Origin of the sequence: Cytobacillus sp. FSL W7-1323, assembly GCF_038595015.1 — a bacterium.
In the GTDB taxonomy this organism is placed as follows: domain Bacteria; phylum Bacillota; class Bacilli; order Bacillales; family Cytobacillaceae; genus Cytobacillus; species Cytobacillus kochii.
In genome coordinates this window covers 1,863,872-1,883,610 of the sequence record NZ_CP151998.1, presented here as the reverse complement: position 1 = coordinate 1,883,610, position 19,739 = coordinate 1,863,872, and the positions used below count along the sequence as shown (strand labels likewise).

Here is a 19,739-nt window from a genome sequence, read left to right as displayed (position 1 = left end):
TTACTGTGCTGTATAACCACCATCTACTAATAAGGTTGTACCATTTACAAAGCTCGCATCATCACTTGATAAGAATAAAACAGCTTTAGCAATTTCTTCTGGTTTTCCAAGTCTACCTTGTGGGTGAAGGGAGGCCAGGTGATTCTTCACATCTGATTCTAATTCCGATAATAAAGGCGTATCAATGTATCCCGGACAAACCGCATTTACACGGATATTTTCTTTCGCATATGCCGTACATAAGTTTTGTGTTAACAGTTTCACGCCACCTTTTGCAGATGAGTATGCTGGTATATTAGGCAGTGAGACAAAGCTATGAATAGATCCTGCATTCACTATTACACCGCCGCTTCCTTGTTTTTGGAATTGTTCGATTGCGTATTTATCTGATAGAAACACACCAGAAAGATTAATATCAATCGTTTTTTTCCATTTATCATAATCTAATTCAGCTGCTGGCCCGTCACTAGCAATCCCCGCATTGGCATACATGATATCCAACTTTCCAAACTGATTAACTGTCTGTGCAACGACATTTTTCACATCTTCTTCTTTTGATACATCTGTTTTAACAAATAAAGTCTCATATCCTTCTTTATTCAAAGTATCAGAAAGAGCTTGTCCCTTGTCAGAGAAATCAGCTATGACAACCTTTGCACCTTCTTTTACATATTCTTTGACAACTGCTTCACCAATACCACTTGCTCCACCTGTTACGATTGCTACTTTATCTTGTAATTTCATTTTAATCTCCTCTTTCTTTTCATTATCTTGCTGTCGCTCCACCATCAATGACAAACTCTGCCCCTGTAGTGTATGCTGAATCGTCTGAAGCTAAAAAGAGCACTGTATTAGCTACATCTTTTACTTTACCTAAATAACCGAGTGGAAATAGGTTCTTTCCTAGTGCATCTTTTGACTGACCAGTCTGTTCTGAAGCATAATCAGCCATGCCAGTATCAATATACCCTGGATGGATAGAATTTACTCTAACACCCATTGGAGCATATTCAATGGCAGCGTCCTTAGTCATGACACGTACAGCACCTTTACTTGCACCATATAAAACATGGCCTGGAGAGCCAACTAAGCCAGCAATAGAAGAAGCGTTAATCACAGAACCTTTCTGCCGCTCCGCCATTAATGGCATAATATGCTTCATTCCTAAAAACACACCCCCTACATTAATAGCCATTAATTTATTCCATTCCACTAGCTCAATTTCAGCTAGTGGTTTAATGATATAAATCCCTGCATTATTGAAGAGAATATCTACTTGGTTATAAGCTTTTATCGCCTCATCAGCGACCTTACGCCAATCATTTTCATTACTTACATCATGGCGAACAAATATTGCTTCCCCACCATTTGCCTTGATTTCTTCGACGGTACCTTGACCAGACGTTTCATGAATATCTGTCAGAATAACTTTTGCTCCTTCTTGTGCAAAAAGAAGTGCCGTTTCTTTCCCAATCCCCGTGCCACCACCAGTAATAACAGCCACTTTTTCATTTAATCTCATAATCTTATCCCTTCTCTGCTGTCATATTTACATGAATATCCTTACTTATCAACAATTCATTCATTGTTCACCCCACATCTACAATGATACAAACTTTAACTTTTTAGCGCTATCCTATAAGATACTGTTTATGAGTAGCTATTTTACAGTCATATATAGGGGGAATTTCATGGCTCAATCTCATGATCGTTTTGAAGAAGTTACATTGCAGGAATTTATATTCTTTATGAAAACATATAGGCAAAACTTAGAAGAAAATATCCGGATCTACCTCAATGTCGAGGGGATTTCTGACGAAGAGCATTTTGAGGCGGTTACACTGCTACTCCGTTCCTTTACAGAATGGTTTCACCATATACAAATGGGAGAAATGGAGGAAGACATTCATAATCAGTTAATAGATTGGCTTTATGCGCAAATATCCATTCTATCCACTGAACGATTATATTTGTTTTCATTGATTCTACAAAAAGCGGTAACAACCTTATTAAAGAAAGAAAAAATTCATAAGAACGATGGGTTTATCATGTTTTTATTTAACTTACAATCAGATTTACTGAAAACATATCAGCAAATAGCAAAAAAAGAGAAGCAAATACCTCATAGAGAACCCTTAACTAAATTAAGTCAATTATTAATTCGTTCATCGAAGACGGAACTCCCCGATATCCTAAAAAAATGTGAAGATTGGTTTGGGTTTAAACGCTGTGTTTTTTATGGTTATATTCCGTGGTCCAATGAATTTTATGGTGCAGTCGGAACAGAAGTTATCAAAGTACAGAGTATGAAAGGTCAATTAGGAGAGAATTTCTCAGTCTTCTCTACAAAGAAACCAATTTTCTTAAAAGACCCTAAGCAATTAATTAGACAAGAACATATTGAATTATTCGGCTTATCTTCGATTATCTTTCTTCCCATTTTATGTGAAGAACAATTATATGGCTGGTTAACTTTTGACCAAAAGGGAGAGGCGTTTGAATATAGTAAAGAAGAGTTAGATTATATCAATGAAGTAGGTATATTATTGGGTTTATTCTTTTCTCGAAAAAGTGGAAATGATAGGATCCAATCCTCCATTCATCTTACCCAAAGGGAGCATTCTATTCTCATCCTACTAGCTGATGGTCATGATAATAAAACCATAGCCTCCATGCTCTATTTAAGCGAGCATACGGTGAGAGATTATGTCAGTCAATTAATGACTAAACTAAAAGCAAAAAATCGCACACAAGTTGTGGCGATTGCTTTTCAATCGGGATTATTACATTAATTCCTCTTTACTGATAAAACTGTATACTGTTAGATAGGCTAAGCGAAAAGTTTGCTATTGCTAACTTTTCGCCGCCACTTATTTATGCAAATGCTTTCCCCCATGCTTGCGGGTCTTTTCTCCATTCAGTTAATACTGCAAAATCGGATGCCTCGATTGTCCCTTGATTCTTTGCAACTTCTTTTAATGATTCAAAATCGGAAAGTGTGTGAACGGAAACATTTGCTGCCTGAAGTAACTCTTCGCCTTTTGCTAATTGATAAGTAAAAATAGCGACAACCCCTAGAACTTCACACCCTGCCTCTCTTAGTGCTTCGACAGCGTTGATCACACTGCCACCTGTCGAAATTAAATCTTCGACGACGACAACTTTTTGCCCTTTCTCCGCTTTCCCTTCAATTTGTTTGCCTTTACCGTGAGCTTTCGCCTTTGACCGAACATAGCACATCGGTAAATTCATCCGATCACTTACCCATGCAGCATGTGGAATGCCTGCAGTCGCTGTCCCAGCAATCACCTCAACGTCTGCATAATGTTCCTCAATAAGTGCTTGGAGCCCTTGCGCAATTTCATTTCTTACTTTAGGATAAGCTAATGTTAAACGATTATCACAGTAGATTGGTGATTTAAGACCAGATGACCACGTAAAAGGATCTTTAGGATTTAGTGCGACTGCTTTAATAGTTAATAAACTTTCTGCTATTTGTTTTTTCATACGGAAATACCCTCCCAAAGATTCTTGATTTGATAATAGGCAGCAAGGGAATTAGATGCTCTAGTAATGGATCGCCCTACGACGATTGCTGAAACACCTTCAGCTCTGGCAAAATCAGGTGTTGCCACTCTTTTTTGATCTTGCTTGTCGTCAGTCTCCATTCTTATTCCTGGTGTCACGGTCAAAAAATCAGCGCCCACCTTCTTGGCAATTTGTTTGGCTTCAAAAGGCGAACAAACCACACCATCTAAGCCTGCTTGCTTTGTTATTTGGCTATAATGCAACACAGATTCATTTAAAGAAACAGGGATTAACTGTTCACTATTCATTTGCTGCCTAGATGTGCTCGTTAATTGCGTAACAGCAATAAGCTTTGCCCGTTCCTTTCCTTGCACTTTCCCTTCCTCAAGTCCTTCAACAGCTGCCCGCATCATCTCTATACCACCAGCTGCATGGACATTCACGAGATCACAACCGAGACGAGCAAGTCCTTTCATGGCACTTTTGACTGTATTCGGAATATCATGCAGTTTCAAATCAAGGAAAACTTGGTGGCCTTCAGCTTTTAATCGTTCCACAATTTGTGGACCTTCTTGATAATATAACTCCATTCCAACCTTTAAGAATAATTGCTCATTTGTGAAAGGTTTGAGAAAATCTTCCACTTGTTGACGGTTAGCAAAATCAAGCGCGATGATGAGTGAGTTTTTCAACTGTTTTCCAGCTCCTTCCGGTACATTCAGAAATATGATCAAATCCTAAAGAATGAATAAGTTCTGGCAACTCTGCTATGATTTTTGGGCAGATAAATGGATCAACAAAGTTCATCGTTCCCACTGCGACGGCGCTCGCCCCGGCATAAAAATATTCAATCACATCTTCAGCTGATTCCACGCCCCCCATGCCGATGATTGGAATCGCTACTTGTTGGCTTACCTCATGAATCATGCGAATAGCAACTGGTTTAATGGCCGGCCCAGAAAGACCACCCGTTTTATTGGCGATTACTGGTTTACCGGTCCTTATATCAATTCTCATACCAACAAGAGTATTGATCATCGTTAATCCGTCAGCACCACCTTGTTCAACAGCCTTTGCCATTTCAACGATATTTGTGACATTCGGCGAGAGTTTCACGTATACAGGAACAGCTGATACTTCCTTTACCTTCTTCGTTAATGATTGCGCAATTTCTGGCACGGTTCCAAAAGCAATACCACCTGTTTTCACATTGGGACATGAAATATTTAATTCAAGTGCATGGACATTCGGCGCTTGCGAAATTTCTTTTGCCACCTCGATATAATCTTCTTCCATTGAACCGGCGACATTAGCTATGATTGGTACATCAAACTGCGAAAGCCACGGTAATTCTTCCTCTACGACTTTCGTCAATCCTGGGTTTTGCAGGCCGATCGCATTCAGCATTCCGGCAGATGTTTCCGCTACCCTTGGTGTGGGATTACCGAATCTTGCATCTTTCGTTGTTGCCTTAATCATAATCGCACCGAGCTGACTTAAATCAAACAAGTCACTATATTCTCTACCGAAACCGAAGCAACCAGATGCCGGCATTATTGGGTTTTTCAACTCAAGCCCTGGTAAACTAATATTCAAAGCGCTCATATGACAACCTCCCCTGCCTTAAAGACTGGCCCATCGCTACAAACCTTTTTATAAGACACGCCTGTGGGATCTTCTGCTGTATGGCATACACAGGCAAAGCAAGCACCGATTCCACAACCCATTCTCTCTTCTAATGATAAAAATACTTTTTTATGTCTATATTCTTGTTCAAGTGCTCGGAGCATGGGCGTTGGCCCACAAGTATACAAAACATCGAACGTTATATTTTCATTCTTAATAATATCTGTGACAAATCCTGAATAAGCGTAACTACCATCAGCAGTCGCGATAAAAGTAGGACCTAATTGTTTAAACTCTTCTTCATAAAAAACAGCATTCTTTGTTTGATGCCCGAGGACATGAATAACTTTTACACCATTGGCAGTTAGTCTTTGCGAAAGTTCATATAGCGGGGGGACTCCAATACCGCCACCGACAAGCAATGCCGTATCAGAAGCGTCCGTCTCCTCTACAGGAAATCCGTGACCAAGCGGACCTAATACATCAAGAAGGTCGCCTTGTTGTAACGTTGCTAACAAGCGTGTACCTTTTCCTTCTGCACGATAGATCATCGTGAAAGTCTGTTCGTCTTGATTGATATTTGCAATCGAGATGGGCCTTCTTAGAAGCGGTGAAAGACCACTATTCACTTTCAAATGAACAAATTGTCCTGGCTCTTTCATTTCATGAACAAGCTCACCTTTTACGGTGAGCTCATAAATATTTGTTGCGATTTCTGTTTGATCAATCACTTGACATAATTCTTGTTTGATCATAAGAAAACCGCCTCCTGTACTGCTTTTTCTTCTAAATTATTCATTGCATCAGCAGAGAAAGTCATCGATTCAATTACTTGGAGAATGGCATCTGCTGTATCTAAGGATGTTAAACATGGGACCCCATTTTCAACCGATTCTCTACGAATTCTAAAACCATCTCTTGCTGGCTGCTTCCCTTTTGTTAAGGTGTTTATAACAATTTGCGCTTGACCGTTTCGGATGACATCAAGTAAATTTGGTTCATCTGTGCCAATTTTATTCGTAATATCAACCGGTATACCCGCACTTTGAAGATATTCTGCCGTTCCACTGGTTGCCATCAATCTATAACCGATAGAGGCAAAGCGTTTTGCTAGACTCAAAGCTTCTTCCTTATCTTTATCTGCTACAGTCATTAAAACCGTGCCATATGGATAAATTTTCATACCTGAAGCAACTAATCCTTTATATAATGCTTTCTCAAGCGTTTGATCTTTGCCCATCACTTCACCAGTTGATTTCATTTCTGGTCCAAGCGTAATGTCAACTCTCCTCAGTTTCGCGAAAGAAAATACCGGTACTTTAACGTATACGCCGGCTTTCTCCGGCACTAAACCATTTTCATACCCTTGACTTTGTAATGTTTCTCCTAAAATAACCTTTGTTGCAATTTTTGCCATTGGTACATTTGTAATTTTACTTAAGAAAGGTACCGTTCTACTTGAGCGAGGGTTCACTTCTAGCACATAGACTTCACCTTTTGAGATGACATATTGGATATTTAACAATCCGATAATGCCAAGCCCTTTTGCCAATCTCTCGGTATAATCAACCAGCTTCGCCTGAATGCTTTGGCTAATATTTTGCGGAGGATAGACAGCAATTGAATCACCTGAGTGTACGCCAGCTCGTTCGATATGTTCCATAATCCCAGGAATCACTACCGTTTCTCCATCACTAATCGCATCCACTTCGATTTCTTTACCAGTTAAGTAACGATCGATTAATACCGGATGTTCAGGATTTACTTTTACAGCATTCTTCATGTACAGCAGGAGTTCTTCTTCTTTGTAGACGATTTCCATCGCGCGACCACCTAGTACATAAGATGGTCTGACTAGAACTGGATAGCCGATATCAGTCGCGATCTCCACTGCTTCTTCAACCGATAATGCTGTTTTTCCTTCTGGCATCGGAATGTCTAATTTGTGCAATGCATGTTCAAACTTGTCGCGGTCTTCTGCACGATCAAGATTTTCAAGTGAGGTTCCTAAGATTTTCACTCCTCGTTCAACAAGTCCTGCCGCTAAATTGATCGCCGTTTGGCCACCGAACTGAACGACAACCCCTTCAGGACGTTCAAGGTCGATGATATGCATGACGTCTTCTATTGTTAAAGGTTCGAAGTAGAGCTTATCCGAAATACTGAAGTCAGTTGACACGGTTTCTGGATTGTTGTTAATGATGATCGCTTCATATCCTGCCTCTTTAATTGCCCAAACGGCGTGGACAGTGGAATAATCGAATTCTACCCCTTGACCAATTCTAATCGGACCAGACCCTAATACGAGCACGCTTTTTCTATCTGTTACAACAGATTCGTTCTCATCTTCATATGCTCCGTAATAATAAGGTGTTTCCGACTCAAATTCAGCTGCACAAGTATCGACCATTTTATAAACTGGTGTAATGCCCGCATTTTTTCTCTTTTCATAGACTTCTCTTTCTTCCATTGACCATATTTGTGCAATTGTTGTATCAGCAAACCCTAGTTTTTTTGCTGCCTGCAAGATTTCTAGATCACCAATATTCGCCGCTAATTGATCTTCCAGCTTAACAATTTTATTGAATTTGTATAAGAAAAACAAATCAATTTGGCTCCATTCATGAATGGTTTCAATGGTGACACCGCGCCTTAATGCTTCTCCGATATAGAATAATCGTTCGTCGCCTGCTTTACGAATCCGCTTTTGTAAAAGGGCATCATCTATTTCGTCTCCATTTTGTAATGCGAGATGATGAACATTTGCTTCTAGTGATCGGACAGCTTTTAAAATCGATTCTTCAAAGTTTCGACCAATCGCCATGACTTCCCCAGTTGCTTTCATTTGTGTCCCTAATGAACGGTTAGCCGATTCAAATTTATCAAAGGGCCAGCGAGGAATTTTGGTAACGACATAGTCCAATGCTGGTTCAAAGCTGGCATAAGTTTTCCCTGTTACCGGGTTCATCATTTCATCCAAAGTTAATCCGACAGCGATTTTCGCTGCCAACTTCGCGATCGGGTAGCCAGTTGCTTTAGAGGCTAAGGCAGAAGAACGGCTAACCCTCGGGTTTACTTCAATAATGTAGTAATGGAAACTGTAAGGGTCAAGGGCTAATTGTACGTTACAGCCCCCTTCAATGCCGAGTGCTCTAATAATTTTGAGCGAAGCGTTTCTTAACATTTGATATTCACGATCACTTAACGTTTGGCTCGGCGCGACGACAATGCTGTCACCAGTATGGACGCCTACAGGATCAATGTTCTCCATGTTACAAACAACGATGGCATTATCATTTGAATCTCTCATAACCTCGTATTCTATTTCTTTAAAACCAGCAATACTTTTCTCTAACAAACATTGCGTCACCGGGCTGTTTTTCAAACCGCTTATAACAATTTCATTTAGTTCTTCTTCGTCGTGGCAAATACCTCCACCTGTTCCACCTAGTGTGAAAGCAGGTCTGACGATGACTGGGTAACCAACAATTTCAACAAATTGTTTGGCCTCTTCTAGCGTGTGAATAATTTCACTATCTGGTACTGGTTCACCGAGCTCATTCATTAATGTACGGAATAAGTCGCGATCTTCTGCTTGTTCAATAGCCGAAAGTTTCGTACCTAATATCTCGACATTACATTCTTCTAATACGCCTGATTTGGCCAATTCAACCGCCAAGTTTAAACCAGTCTGACCACCTAATGTTGGCACGAGCGCATCTGGACGTTCTTTCCTAATAATTTTACTCACAAACTCAAGTGTTAAAGGTTCGATATAGACTGCATCAGCAATCTCTGTATCTGTCATGATCGTTGCTGGATTCGAATTAACGAGAATGACTCGATATCCTTCTTCTTTTAGAGCGATACAAGCTTGTGTACCCGCGTAGTCAAATTCTGCTGCTTGCCCAATGACAATCGGTCCTGATCCAATTACAAGTATGCTTTTTATGTCTGTACGCTTTGTCATTGATAAACACCTTCCTGTCTGTTCATTTCAATTAGTGTTAAAAACTGTTCAAAAAGTCCGTTGGCATCTTCAGGTCCGGGTGAAGCTTCTGGATGATACTGTACAGTGAAAGCAGGGTGCACTTTATGCTTTAACCCTTCAACCGTGCCATCATTTAAAGCAATATGTGTTATTTCAAGTTCTGTCTGTGTAATCGATGCTTCATCTACAGAGTAGCCGTGGTTTTGTGAAGTGATCGCAATCTTACCTGTAGCCAATTCCTTTACAGGATGGTTCGATCCACGATGACCAAATTTCATCTTTTCCGTATTGGCCCCGCAAGCGAGCGCAAAGATTTGATGTCCAAGACAAATGCCGAACAGTGGAACTTTCCCAAGAATCTCTCTAACCATCTCAATTGCTTGTGGCACATCTTTTGGATCCCCAGGGCCATTTGATAACATGATGCCATCAGGACTTAAATTTAAGATTTCTTGTGCAGTCGTGTTGTATGGAACAACAATGACGTCACAATCTCTTTTATTCAATTCTCTTAAAATCCCGTGTTTCATACCAAAATCAACTAATACTACTCTTCTGCCACGCCCTGGTGATGGGTAAGGCGTTTTTGTTGATACTTGTTTTACTTGATCGACTCGCAGTTTGGTTGCTTTCATTTTTTCTAATATCTCGGCAACATTTTCTTCCATGCTACAAATCGTCCCTTTTAAAGTTCCTGCTTTACGGATGATTCTTGTTAATTTTCTCGTATCAATCCCAGCGATGCCTGGAATGTCTTTCATAGAAAAGTACTCAGCAAGCGATTGTTGATGACGAAAATTTGAAGGATATTCCGCTGCTTCTTTCACAATGAAGCCACTGATAGCTGGATGAATGGATTCAAAGTCATCACGGTTAATACCATAATTACCTATTAACGGGTAAGTTAAAGTAACGATTTGGCCACAATATGAAGGGTCAGATAACACTTCTTGGTATCCTGTCATGCCTGTATTAAATACGACTTCACCCATCGTTTGTTTACCACTACCAAAGCCTTCACCAATAAATACTGTGCCATCTTCTAAAATTAATTGTCTTTTCACGCTGTTACACTCCCCTTTTTAAAGACTACCTTTCCAGCAACAATTGTCGTAGTTGGCCAACCTTTACACTTCCAACCAGCAAACGGTGTATTTTTACCTTTTGATAAGAAGGTATCAGGATCAATTGCTTCTTCCTTTTCTAAATCAAGCAATACAATATCCGCCCTGCTTCCTTTTTGTAATAGTCCTCTATTTAAAGAGAAAGATTCAGCTGGTTTTCTTGTTAAGAAATCGATGAGTTGCTTTAGTGTGAAAATACCTTTCTTAACAAAGTTCGTATAAAGAAGTGGAAAAGCTGTCTCCAATCCTACAATACCGAATGGTGATAATGTCATCCCTTCAGCCTTCTCTTCTGCTGCATGCGGGGCATGGTCAGTTGCGATAAAATCGATTGTCCCATCTAGTAGACCCTCTAACAGCGCTTCTTGATCGTCTTTGCCTCTAAGTGGAGGATTCATCTTATAGTTTGTATCAAGACCAGGGATATCTTCTTCTGATAATAATAAGTGGTGTGGTGTCACTTCTGCCGTTACTTTAATACCTGCCCTTTTGGCATCTCTTACCACCCGAACCGATTCTTTTGTGCTAATATGACAAACATGATAATGGCAATTTGCTGCCTCTGCTAATAGCACGTCTCTTGCAATATGCACAGATTCACATACTGAAGGGATACCATTTATACCTTGTGCTTTTGAAAACTTCCCTTCATGAACAGCTCCTTTATGAATTAGTGTATTTTCCTCGCAATGAGCGACAATTGCCATATCTACTTCAGCTGCTTTCTTCATGGCTGAATACATCATATCAGCTGACTGTACGCCAACCCCGTCATCAGTAAAAGCGAATGCCCCTGCTTCTTTAAGTGCTGCAAAATCTGTTAGTTCGACTCCAGCTTCTCTTATAGTGATAGATGCATATGGTAATACTTCTACTACGCCTGTTTCAGTGATTCTTTTATGTAGTGTCTCCATTTGTTCCTTACTATCTGGTACAGGTCTTGTATTAGGCATTGCAGCAATTGTAGTGAATCCGCCTCGTGCCGCTGCCTGTGTACCAGTTGCAATTGTTTCTTTATGTTCACCACCCGGTTCGCGCAAATGGACATGAAGGTCGACAAATCCTGCTGTTACAAGTTGACCTGTTGCATCAATGACCTCATGATCATTTACTACGATGGATTCACCGATTTCTTCAATCTTCCCATCATTAATTAACACATCCTGTTGAAGTAACTCCCCTTCATTAGTAAGCAATTGACCATTTTTGATGATGATTCCCATTACGCTCTCCCCTTTCAAATTGTTCAATTATTCTTTTTAATACCGCCATTCTAATAAATACACCATTTTGCATTTGTTTGAAAATTCTTGATCGTCCACACTCAACTAGACTGTCTGCAATCTCTACGCCGCGGTTAACTGGTGCAGGGTGCATAATAATGCTGCCCTTTTTCATCATTTTCTCCCGTTCAAGTGTTAACCCAAATGCTTTATGGTATTTTTCAGCGTCCCATCTACCACCTTCATGACGTTCATGCTGTACCCTAAGCAGCATGATAACATCAGCTTCTTTGACCGCTTTATGGATAGACACATATTGTCCATGTTGTGCCATGTCTTGATCGAACCATATTTCTGGTCCTGAGAAAATTACGTTCGCACCTAACCGATTTAAGCTCTCTGCATTTGACCTGGCAACACGGCTATGACGTAAGTCACCAACGATGGCTACCTTTAACCCTTTAAAGCTACCGAATTCTTGTTTGATCGTTAGTAAGTCAAGCAAAGACTGTGTTGGATGATGGCCACATCCATCGCCTGCATTAATAATCGCACTATTGGTTTTCCCAATCAGTTGATCAAAATAACAATTCTCATTATGCCTGATGACAGCTAGTTGAACACCAATTGCTTCAAGCGTCTTTACTGTGTCATAGAGCGTTTCACCCTTTGACACACTAGAAGTACTCACTTCAAATGGAATAATATCTAAGCCCAATCTTCTTTCAGCTACTTCAAAGCTACACTTTGTTCTTGTACTATTTTCAAAAAAGAGATTAGCGATAAAAACTTTGTTTTTAGGTTTCCACATTTTACCGTTAATAAAATGCTCTGCATCGGCTAAAATCCCTTGAATTTCGTCTATTGTTAGATCAGTTGTAGTGAGACAATGTTCCATAAAAGACAGCCTCCTTTTTTTATTGAAACGTAAAGCTTGATCAACCTTGACTTCTTTGCTTTGCTATTAAAAAACACCTTGACAAAAACAAGTCAAGGTGTCGAATAAACATGAGTGTACAAAGGTGGGATTTTTCTTCCCACTTTGAACTGAGCTCTTCAACACCCTTATGAACCTCTCTGGATTCCTTTTAAAAGGCGTAATTAGTTTTCAAACATATTTTCATCTACATCCGGTTTACCCGGTAAGACTAAGTTGAGTATAACCCCAGCAATTGCAGCAATCGCCATTCCCTCTAAGTTGAATACCCAAAGTTGTAAATGCGCGCCGCCAATTCCTAATACTAGGATAACAGAGGCGATAGCTAAGTTACGGTTATTACCAAAGTCCACTTTATTATCTACAAGCATCCTTAACCCTGAAGAAGCTATGATACCGAATAGAAGGATTGAAACACCGCCCATAACAGGTGTCGGTATTGAACTTATTAAAGCTGTTACTTTTCCGACAAAACCGAAGACGATGGCAATCACTGCTGCGCCTGCAATTACATAAACACTGTAAATTTTGGTGATCGCAAGTACACCGATATTTTCTCCATACGTTGTTTTCGGTGGCCCACCAATGAGAGCTGATAACATGGTTCCCATCCCATCACCTAAGATTGAGCGATGTAAGCCTGGGTCTTTAATATAGTCTTTGCCAACGACTTTTCCGAGTACAAGTTGATGACCGATATGTTCAGAAAGAGTGACAACAGCTACTGGAATCATCAATAGAGCAAGATCAAGAGTAATTCTGACATCATAATCCATTACAGGAAAGATAAATTCAGGCATTTCAAACCATGCAGCTTTTGCAACAACCGAGAAGTCAACAATACCAATCATGAGTGAATATACATAACCGATAATTATACCAGCAAGAATCGGAATCATTCCAAACATACCTTTTCCATATACTGAGATAACTACTGTAGCAGCAAGTGTAATTAAAGCTGCCGAGAAGTGAAGCATGCTATATTCTCCTGTTACGGGGTTGTTCATGGCCATGTCTATCGCTGTTCCTGATAACGCAAGTCCAATAACGATAATAACAGGTCCTGTAACAATTGGTGGTAATAATTTTAAAATCCAACGATAACCTGCTTGCTTAATAATAAGAGCGACAATCCCATAAACGAGACCTGCCATAAAGCTCCCTATCATAGCAGCACCAGGTCCACCTTCGAGCTGTGCCGTCTGTATAGGGATAATAAATGCGAACGACGAACCTAGATAAGCAGGTACTTTCCATTTTGTAATCATTAGGAAAGCAAGTGTGCCGATACCACTTGAGATTAGTGCAATGGCCGGACTTAATCCTACTAAGTATGGTACTAAGATGGTTGCACCAAACATGGCGAATAAATGCTGTAAACTGAGAGTGAGCCAATGTACTGGCGTTGGTTTATCATGTATGTCTAATACTGGTTTATTCATGGTGGTATTTCTCCCCTTTAATATAAAACCCTCTTTGCCTGCGGACAAAGAGGGTTGGTAAGCATAGACAGGAGCAGTCTATTACTTCCCCCTTTGTCAGCCTCTCTGGACTGCATTTAAAAAGGGCTCATTTATTTTTCAAAAATACTAACTTGATCTGTTTGATCAATTTCATTTAGTTCGACAACTATTTTTTCTGAACTTGAAGTTGGAATATTTTTCCCCACATAATCGGCTCTAATCGGTAATTCTCTATGACCACGATCGACAAGCACACCCAATTGAATAGCTGAAGGTCTACCTATATCAATTAAAGCATCTAATGCTGCTCTTACCGTTCTTCCAGTATAAAGGACGTCATCAATGACAATCACTTTCTTATCGTTAATATCAATCGGGATATTTGAACCCTTAACAAGTGGTTCTTGATTAGCTGTCTTCTTTGATAAGTCATCTCTATATAGCGTAATGTCAATTTCACCAACCGAAACCTTGGCACCTTCAATTTCTTCTATTCGTTTTGCTAAGCGATTAGCAATATAAATTCCTCTTGTCTTAATTCCAATAAGCACACAATCCTCTATGCCCTTATTCTTTTCAATCATTTCATGAGCTATTCTTGTCAGTGCTCTTCTTATCGCTTGTTCGTCCAGTACAATGGCTTTTTGTGACATCTTTTTCACCTCATTTTATACTAAAAAACCCTCTCACCTAAGGATGAGAGGGTAAACGATTGTACTTTATTTGAACATACAACAACCGTATGTTCATACCGTTTCCTTCCCAGCCTCACGGGACTGTTCTTAAAGGACTTATTTAACTGAATTCATCTTATAACACTTCAACTTATGTGTCAACAATTATTTTTTCAACATAGCAATTAGCTGTTTAAAATCAGCTGGCAATGGTGCCGTAAATTCAAGGTACTCATCTGTTCTTGGATGATTAAATCCTAACACACCTGCATGAAGCACTTGTCCTCCGAATTCAAGCGTTTTTCGCGGTCCATATTTCGGATCGCCAGCTAATGGAAAGCCAATATATTTCATGTGAACACGGATTTGATGCGTTCTTCCCGTTTCGAGCTGACATTCTATCAAAGTAAAATCTTTAAAACGATCGATAACATTAAAATGCGTTACAGCATGTTTGCCACCATCCACAACCGTCATACTTTGACGATCTTTCGTATCTCTGCCAATTGGCGCATCAATTGTGCCATGATCATGATTGACAACGCCGTGAACAATCGCTTTGTATTTTCTCGTCACCGTCTTATTAACTAGTTGCTCTACTAACTTCTCATGGGCAAGATCATTTTTAGCAACCATCAGAAGGCCGGAAGTGTCCTTATCAATGCGATGGACAATACCTGGTCTCATAACCCCATTTATACCTGATAAGTCTTTACAATGTGCCAATAATCCGTTTACCAATGTACCTGTTCCATGTCCAACCGCAGGGTGTACAACCATTCCCCTCGGTTTATTGACAACTAAAACATCACTATCTTCATAGTAAATATCCAAATCCATATCCTCAGCAACTACATCTAATGGCTCTGGATCAGGAATAATAATATCAAGATGGTCTTCATTTACTACTTTATAATTTGTTTTCACTTTATTACCATTGACAAGCACATGTCCTGCTTTTATCCATTCTTGCACTTGTGTTCTTGACCATTCTGCATTCAGATTAGCCAGCACCTTATCAATTCGATCACCCGCTTGATTATCGGTGACATTATGTTCCACTTTGCTCATTTGCTTTCTCCTTTTTCACTTCTCTTTCCTCTCGTATCATCTGTATTAATAACAACACGACACCTACACATAGAGAGGAGTCCGCAACATTAAATATCGGGAAGTTATATCCGAACGGGAAAGTATGAATAAAATCAACCACTTCTTTTCGCCAAAGACGATCAATAAAGTTTCCAATTGCACCACCTAATATAAGTGCTAATGAGAGCTGAAGAAGCCATTTTCCCTTCGCATGTGTTTGCATATAATAAATGATTCCGATGATGACAATAACAGTAATCAAATAAAAGAACCACATTTGACCTTCTAATATTCCCCAGGCTGCACCTGTGTTCCGATGGGAAGTAATATACAGAAAATCTTCAATGACAGTAATACTTTCACCAAGCGTAAAATTCTTGACAATTAACCATTTAGTCCATTGATCAAAAGCAATAATCAATAAAGCGATTATGTAGAAAAACACAAAGGCAACCTCCAATATTCATTTGTATACCTTTGCATTTTAGCATAAACCCATAAAAAACGGTAGCTTTGCTCTTTAAGCGATCGTTTTAATCATATAGGGCTTTACGATAGAACCTTTTAAGAGACTGACAATCGTCCATTGTTTTCAGCGTAGGGATTAATGTTAATAAATCCTCTGGCAAAAACTCACCAGAAATTTCACATGTGCCGAATTGGCCATTTTCATACTTCTCAATTGCCTTTTCAACATCATATAGTTCATCTAATATCATTTCATTTATAAAGGGGTGAAGATTACTTTGCATTAACCTCTCAAGTAACTCTTGTCTCGTATTACGAAGCTCTTCAATTAGTGGAATAACATGTGGTTGATTGTTCAAAAAAATCCCCCTTCATCCTACAAGATTGTTCATAAAGTTATTATGAGCAACTGGCTAATTTTGAACGCCTCTAAAGATTTTACAAGCTGAACAAGTTTTGCAGGTTGAGGAAAATTTTATTAGTTTTTACTCATTATCATGAAGGATTAAAATGGAAAGTGTGAAAAGCCGAGACATTATAAAAACCATGCACTAACGTACTTGCTTTATGGTAAAAATCATTTTTAGCTTTACTTCATTTTCTATCTTCATTAATCCTTTTTATATAATTAGAAAAAGACCCGAACGGTTAGTCCGGGCCAAAAATATGGTAGTACTTTTTAACCTACTGCCACTTAGCTCAAATGGCTATAGTTTTCTTTTACGACAGTAGCACAACGTGGGCAAAGTGTTGAAAATTCATCTACTTCCCCTACTTCTGGTGTGACAGTCCAACAACGTTCACATGTTTCGCCTTCAGCTTTGGAAACTAGGATTGCTACATTGTCAAATTTATGTGCTTCATTTGGTGCTTGTTCTAAGCTGCCTGCCACTTCAAATGCAGAAACGATAAAGAGTTGTGGTAGGCTTTCTGAAATAGAATCAAGTAATGAATTGGTTTCGTTATCGACATACAACGTTACTTTTGCTGTCAATGATTTACCGATTACTTTTTCATTTCGTGCTTCTTCTAGAGCTTTTAGGACATGATTTCTTAATTTCATGAATGCTGTCCATTTTGCCGTTAATTCTTCCGCATTGGCAAAAGTTTCTACTGACGGCATATCAGTCAATTGAACACTCATCTCCTCCACATTTGGAATGTGACGCCAAACTTCATCAGCTGTATGAGAAAGAATCGGTGATACAAGCTTAGTAAGGGCAACTAAGCTATCATAAAGCACTGTTTGAATCGCACGACGATCATGTTGATCTTGCGCTTCAATGTACAATACATCTTTCGCAAAGTCTAAATAGAACGAACTTAAGTCTAATGTGCAGAAATTATTCACAGCATGGTAAATACCTGCAAATTCATAGTTCTCATATGATTGAAGCGATGTTTCGATTAGTTTATTTAACTTCACTAACATAAACTGATCGACTTCACGTAAATCATCATAAGAAACTCGATGTACTGCTGGATCAAAATCAGCTAAGTTTCCTAATAAGAAGCGGAAAGTGTTTCTAATTTTACGGTAAACTTCTGCTACTTGTTTTAAGATTGGATCAGATACTCTTACATCTGCTTGGTAATCAACTGATGCAACCCAAAGTCTTAAAATATCTGCACCTAATTGGTTCATCACTTTTGAAGGTACAATGACATTACCAATTGATTTACTCATTTTTCTACCTTCACCATCTAAAACAAAGCCGTGACTTAAGATGCCTTTATATGGTGCTTTACCAGTTACAGCGACACCTGTTGATAATGATGAGTTAAACCAACCTCTATATTGATCAGATCCTTCTAGATAAAGGTCTGCTGGTCTTTGTAAATCTTCACGTTCTAGCAATACAGCTTGATGCGAAGAACCGGAATCAAACCACACATCCATAATATCAGTTTCTTTTGTAAATACTCCATTTGGGCTACCTGGATGAGTAAATCCTTCAGGCAATAATTCCTTTGCCTCTTTTTCAAACCACACATTAGAACCGTGCTCTCTAAATAGGTTGGATACATGATTAATGGTTTCGTCTGTAATAATCTCTTCTCCATTTTCTGCATAGAAGACAGGAATTGGCACACCCCATGCGCGCTGTCTAGAAATACACCAATCGCCACGATCACGAACCATATTATAAAGCCTTGTTTCGCCCCATGCTGGTGTAAATGTTGTATCATTAATTGCTTGCAATAATTCCTGTCTAAAATCTTTAATTGACGCAAACCATTGAGCCGTTGCACGGAAAATAACTGGTTTTTTTGTGCGCCAATCATGTGGATAAGAATGCTTGATAAAAGAAAGCTTCAATAACGCGCCAACTTCTTCTAATTTTTCAGTGATTGGTTTATTCGCCTTATCATAGAAAAGACCTTCAAAGCCAGGCGCTTCTTCTGTCATTACCCCTTTATCATCTACTGGACATAATACATCTAAACCATATTTAGAGCCGATGTAAAAGTCGTCTTCACCATGTCCTGGAGCCGTATGAACACAACCAGTACCAGCGTCTGTAGTTACATGGTCACCTAGCATAACAAGTGAATCACGGCCATATAATGGATGTTCAGCAGTCACATATTCTAAGTCACTACCTTGAATGGTTTGAACGACCTTAGGATTTTCCCAGCCAATCTCTTCTGATACAGCCGCTAGCAGGTCTTCAGCTACTAAATATTTTTCGTTATCCACTTCAACGACAACATATTTTAGTTTCGGGTGGACAGAAATACCTAAGTTAGCTGGCATTGTCCAAGGAGTAGTTGTCCAAATAACAATACGTACGTCATCAGTTAAAACATCTTTGCCATCTTTCACTTTAAATCCTACATAAATGGAAGCGGATTGCTTATCTTTATATTCAATCTCAGCTTCAGCTAATGCAGACTCAGATGATGGTGACCAGTATACAGGTTTCTTCCCTTTATAGATATAACCTTTCTTCGCCATCTCACCAAAAACTTTGATTTGTTGGGCCTCATAGGCAGGTTTTAATGTAATATAGGGATTTTCCCAATCTCCACGAACACCTAATCGCATGAATTGTTCACGTTGATTTTCGATTTGACCGTACGCATATTCTTCACAAAGCTTACGGAATTCTGCTACCGTCATTTCTTTACGTTTTACACCTTTATTCGTTAACGCTTGTTCAATGGGTAATCCATGCGTATCCCAACCAGGTACATATGGTGCATGGTAACCACTCATTGACTTATAGCGGTTAATGAAGTCTTTTAAAATTTTATTTAACGCATGTCCGATATGAAGATCGCCATTCGCATAAGGAGGACCGTCATGCAGGACAAACAACGGTTGATTTTTCGTGCGCTCAAGCACTTTTGCATAAATATCTTGTTCATTCCATTCTGTTTGCATTTCAGGTTCTCTTTTTGGCAGATTTCCTCTCATTGGGAAATCTGTTTTAGGCATTAATAAAGTATCTTTGTAATCCATAGCTCATTTCCTCCTCAACATACTACATAACATTATGACCAAAGTAGCGTTCATACATAAGGTACTCGGAAAAAACACAAAAAACCCCTCATCCCAAAAAAGGGACGAGAGGTTATATATTCCCGCGGTACCACCCTTGTAGATAGA

17 protein-coding genes and 1 other annotated feature (1 of these 18 cut by a window edge) are annotated in these 19,739 nt (G+C 39.3%); of the genes, 1 reads left to right on the top strand and 16 read right to left on the bottom strand.

Translation table 11 applies throughout. The features are described from left to right. The gene (locus tag MKX67_RS09830) at window positions 1–744 is read right to left on the bottom strand and encodes a glucose 1-dehydrogenase (RefSeq protein ID WP_322909215.1); all 744 of its coding nucleotides are present in this window, start codon (window positions 742–744) and stop codon (window positions 1–3) included. A gap of 22 nt (window positions 745–766) precedes the next feature. Beyond that, window positions 767–1,522 carry a glucose 1-dehydrogenase gene (locus MKX67_RS09825; RefSeq protein WP_322909214.1) on the bottom strand — a complete coding sequence of 252 codons (756 nt, stop codon included), beginning with the start codon at window positions 1,520–1,522 and terminating at the stop codon, window positions 767–769. 169 nt (window positions 1,523–1,691) lie between these two features. Between MKX67_RS09825 and MKX67_RS09820 the strand changes: the two genes are divergently transcribed. Beyond that, window positions 1,692–2,792: a LuxR C-terminal-related transcriptional regulator gene (locus tag MKX67_RS09820; RefSeq protein WP_322909213.1), complete on the top strand. Its 1,101-nt coding sequence runs from the start codon at window positions 1,692–1,694 to the stop codon at window positions 2,790–2,792. An 82-nt stretch (window positions 2,793–2,874) separates the two neighbouring features. Here the strand turns inward: MKX67_RS09820 and pyrE are convergent, their stop codons facing one another. The 14 genes from pyrE to ileS form a co-directional block, all read right to left on the bottom strand. Then, the gene (gene pyrE, locus MKX67_RS09815; RefSeq protein WP_322909212.1) at window positions 2,875–3,507 is read right to left on the bottom strand and encodes an orotate phosphoribosyltransferase; all 633 of its coding nucleotides are present in this window, start codon (window positions 3,505–3,507) and stop codon (window positions 2,875–2,877) included. Beyond that, window positions 3,504–4,220 carry an orotidine-5'-phosphate decarboxylase gene (pyrF, locus tag MKX67_RS09810; RefSeq protein WP_095369587.1) on the bottom strand — a complete coding sequence of 239 codons (717 nt, stop codon included), beginning with the start codon at window positions 4,218–4,220 and terminating at the stop codon, window positions 3,504–3,506. Before pyrF ends, pyrE begins: the two co-directional genes overlap by 4 nt. Next, window positions 4,192–5,133: a dihydroorotate dehydrogenase gene (locus MKX67_RS09805; protein ID WP_095369588.1), complete on the bottom strand. Its 942-nt coding sequence runs from the start codon at window positions 5,131–5,133 to the stop codon at window positions 4,192–4,194. The genes pyrF and MKX67_RS09805 overlap by 29 nt, the downstream gene beginning before the upstream one ends. Continuing rightward, window positions 5,130–5,909, bottom strand: a complete 780-nt coding sequence (locus MKX67_RS09800; RefSeq protein ID WP_095369589.1) for a dihydroorotate dehydrogenase electron transfer subunit — start codon at window positions 5,907–5,909, stop codon at window positions 5,130–5,132. Before MKX67_RS09800 ends, MKX67_RS09805 begins: the two co-directional genes overlap by 4 nt. After that, entirely contained in the window at window positions 5,906–9,124 is a 3,219-nt protein-coding gene (gene carB / locus MKX67_RS09795; RefSeq protein WP_095369590.1) for a carbamoyl-phosphate synthase large subunit, read from the bottom strand. Before carB ends, MKX67_RS09800 begins: the two co-directional genes overlap by 4 nt. Further along, complete coding sequence (locus MKX67_RS09790) at window positions 9,121–10,209, bottom strand: carbamoyl phosphate synthase small subunit (RefSeq protein ID WP_322909211.1); 1,089 nt, start codon at window positions 10,207–10,209, stop codon at window positions 9,121–9,123. Before MKX67_RS09790 ends, carB begins: the two co-directional genes overlap by 4 nt. Further along, window positions 10,206–11,492, bottom strand: a complete 1,287-nt coding sequence (locus MKX67_RS09785; RefSeq protein WP_095369592.1) for a dihydroorotase — start codon at window positions 11,490–11,492, stop codon at window positions 10,206–10,208. Before MKX67_RS09785 ends, MKX67_RS09790 begins: the two co-directional genes overlap by 4 nt. Next, the gene (locus MKX67_RS09780) at window positions 11,455–12,390 is read right to left on the bottom strand and encodes an aspartate carbamoyltransferase catalytic subunit (RefSeq protein ID WP_095369593.1); all 936 of its coding nucleotides are present in this window, start codon (window positions 12,388–12,390) and stop codon (window positions 11,455–11,457) included. The genes MKX67_RS09785 and MKX67_RS09780 overlap by 38 nt, the downstream gene beginning before the upstream one ends. A gap of 203 nt (window positions 12,391–12,593) precedes the next feature. Then, window positions 12,594–13,871: a solute carrier family 23 protein gene (locus MKX67_RS09775; protein ID WP_095369594.1), complete on the bottom strand. Its 1,278-nt coding sequence runs from the start codon at window positions 13,869–13,871 to the stop codon at window positions 12,594–12,596. A gap of 131 nt (window positions 13,872–14,002) precedes the next feature. Continuing rightward, window positions 14,003–14,545 (bottom strand): bifunctional pyr operon transcriptional regulator/uracil phosphoribosyltransferase PyrR, encoded by a 543-nt coding sequence (pyrR, locus tag MKX67_RS09770; protein WP_095369595.1) that lies wholly within the window; start codon window positions 14,543–14,545, stop codon window positions 14,003–14,005. A gap of 186 nt (window positions 14,546–14,731) precedes the next feature. Next, the gene (locus MKX67_RS09765) at window positions 14,732–15,637 is read right to left on the bottom strand and encodes an RluA family pseudouridine synthase (RefSeq protein ID WP_095369596.1); all 906 of its coding nucleotides are present in this window, start codon (window positions 15,635–15,637) and stop codon (window positions 14,732–14,734) included. After that, window positions 15,618–16,103: a signal peptidase II gene (gene lspA / locus MKX67_RS09760; protein WP_095369597.1), complete on the bottom strand. Its 486-nt coding sequence runs from the start codon at window positions 16,101–16,103 to the stop codon at window positions 15,618–15,620. The genes MKX67_RS09765 and lspA overlap by 20 nt, the downstream gene beginning before the upstream one ends. 88 nt (window positions 16,104–16,191) lie before the next feature. Next, window positions 16,192–16,485, bottom strand: coding sequence for a hypothetical protein (locus MKX67_RS09755; protein WP_224938549.1), 294 nt, complete (start codon window positions 16,483–16,485; stop codon window positions 16,192–16,194). Window positions 16,486–16,820: 335 nt separating this feature from the next. Next, entirely contained in the window at window positions 16,821–19,592 is a 2,772-nt protein-coding gene (ileS, locus tag MKX67_RS09750; protein WP_095369598.1) for an isoleucine--tRNA ligase, read from the bottom strand. Window positions 19,593–19,689: 97 nt separating this feature from the next. Beyond that, window positions 19,690–19,739: a binding site (T-box leader), on the bottom strand (it continues 202 nt past the right edge of the window).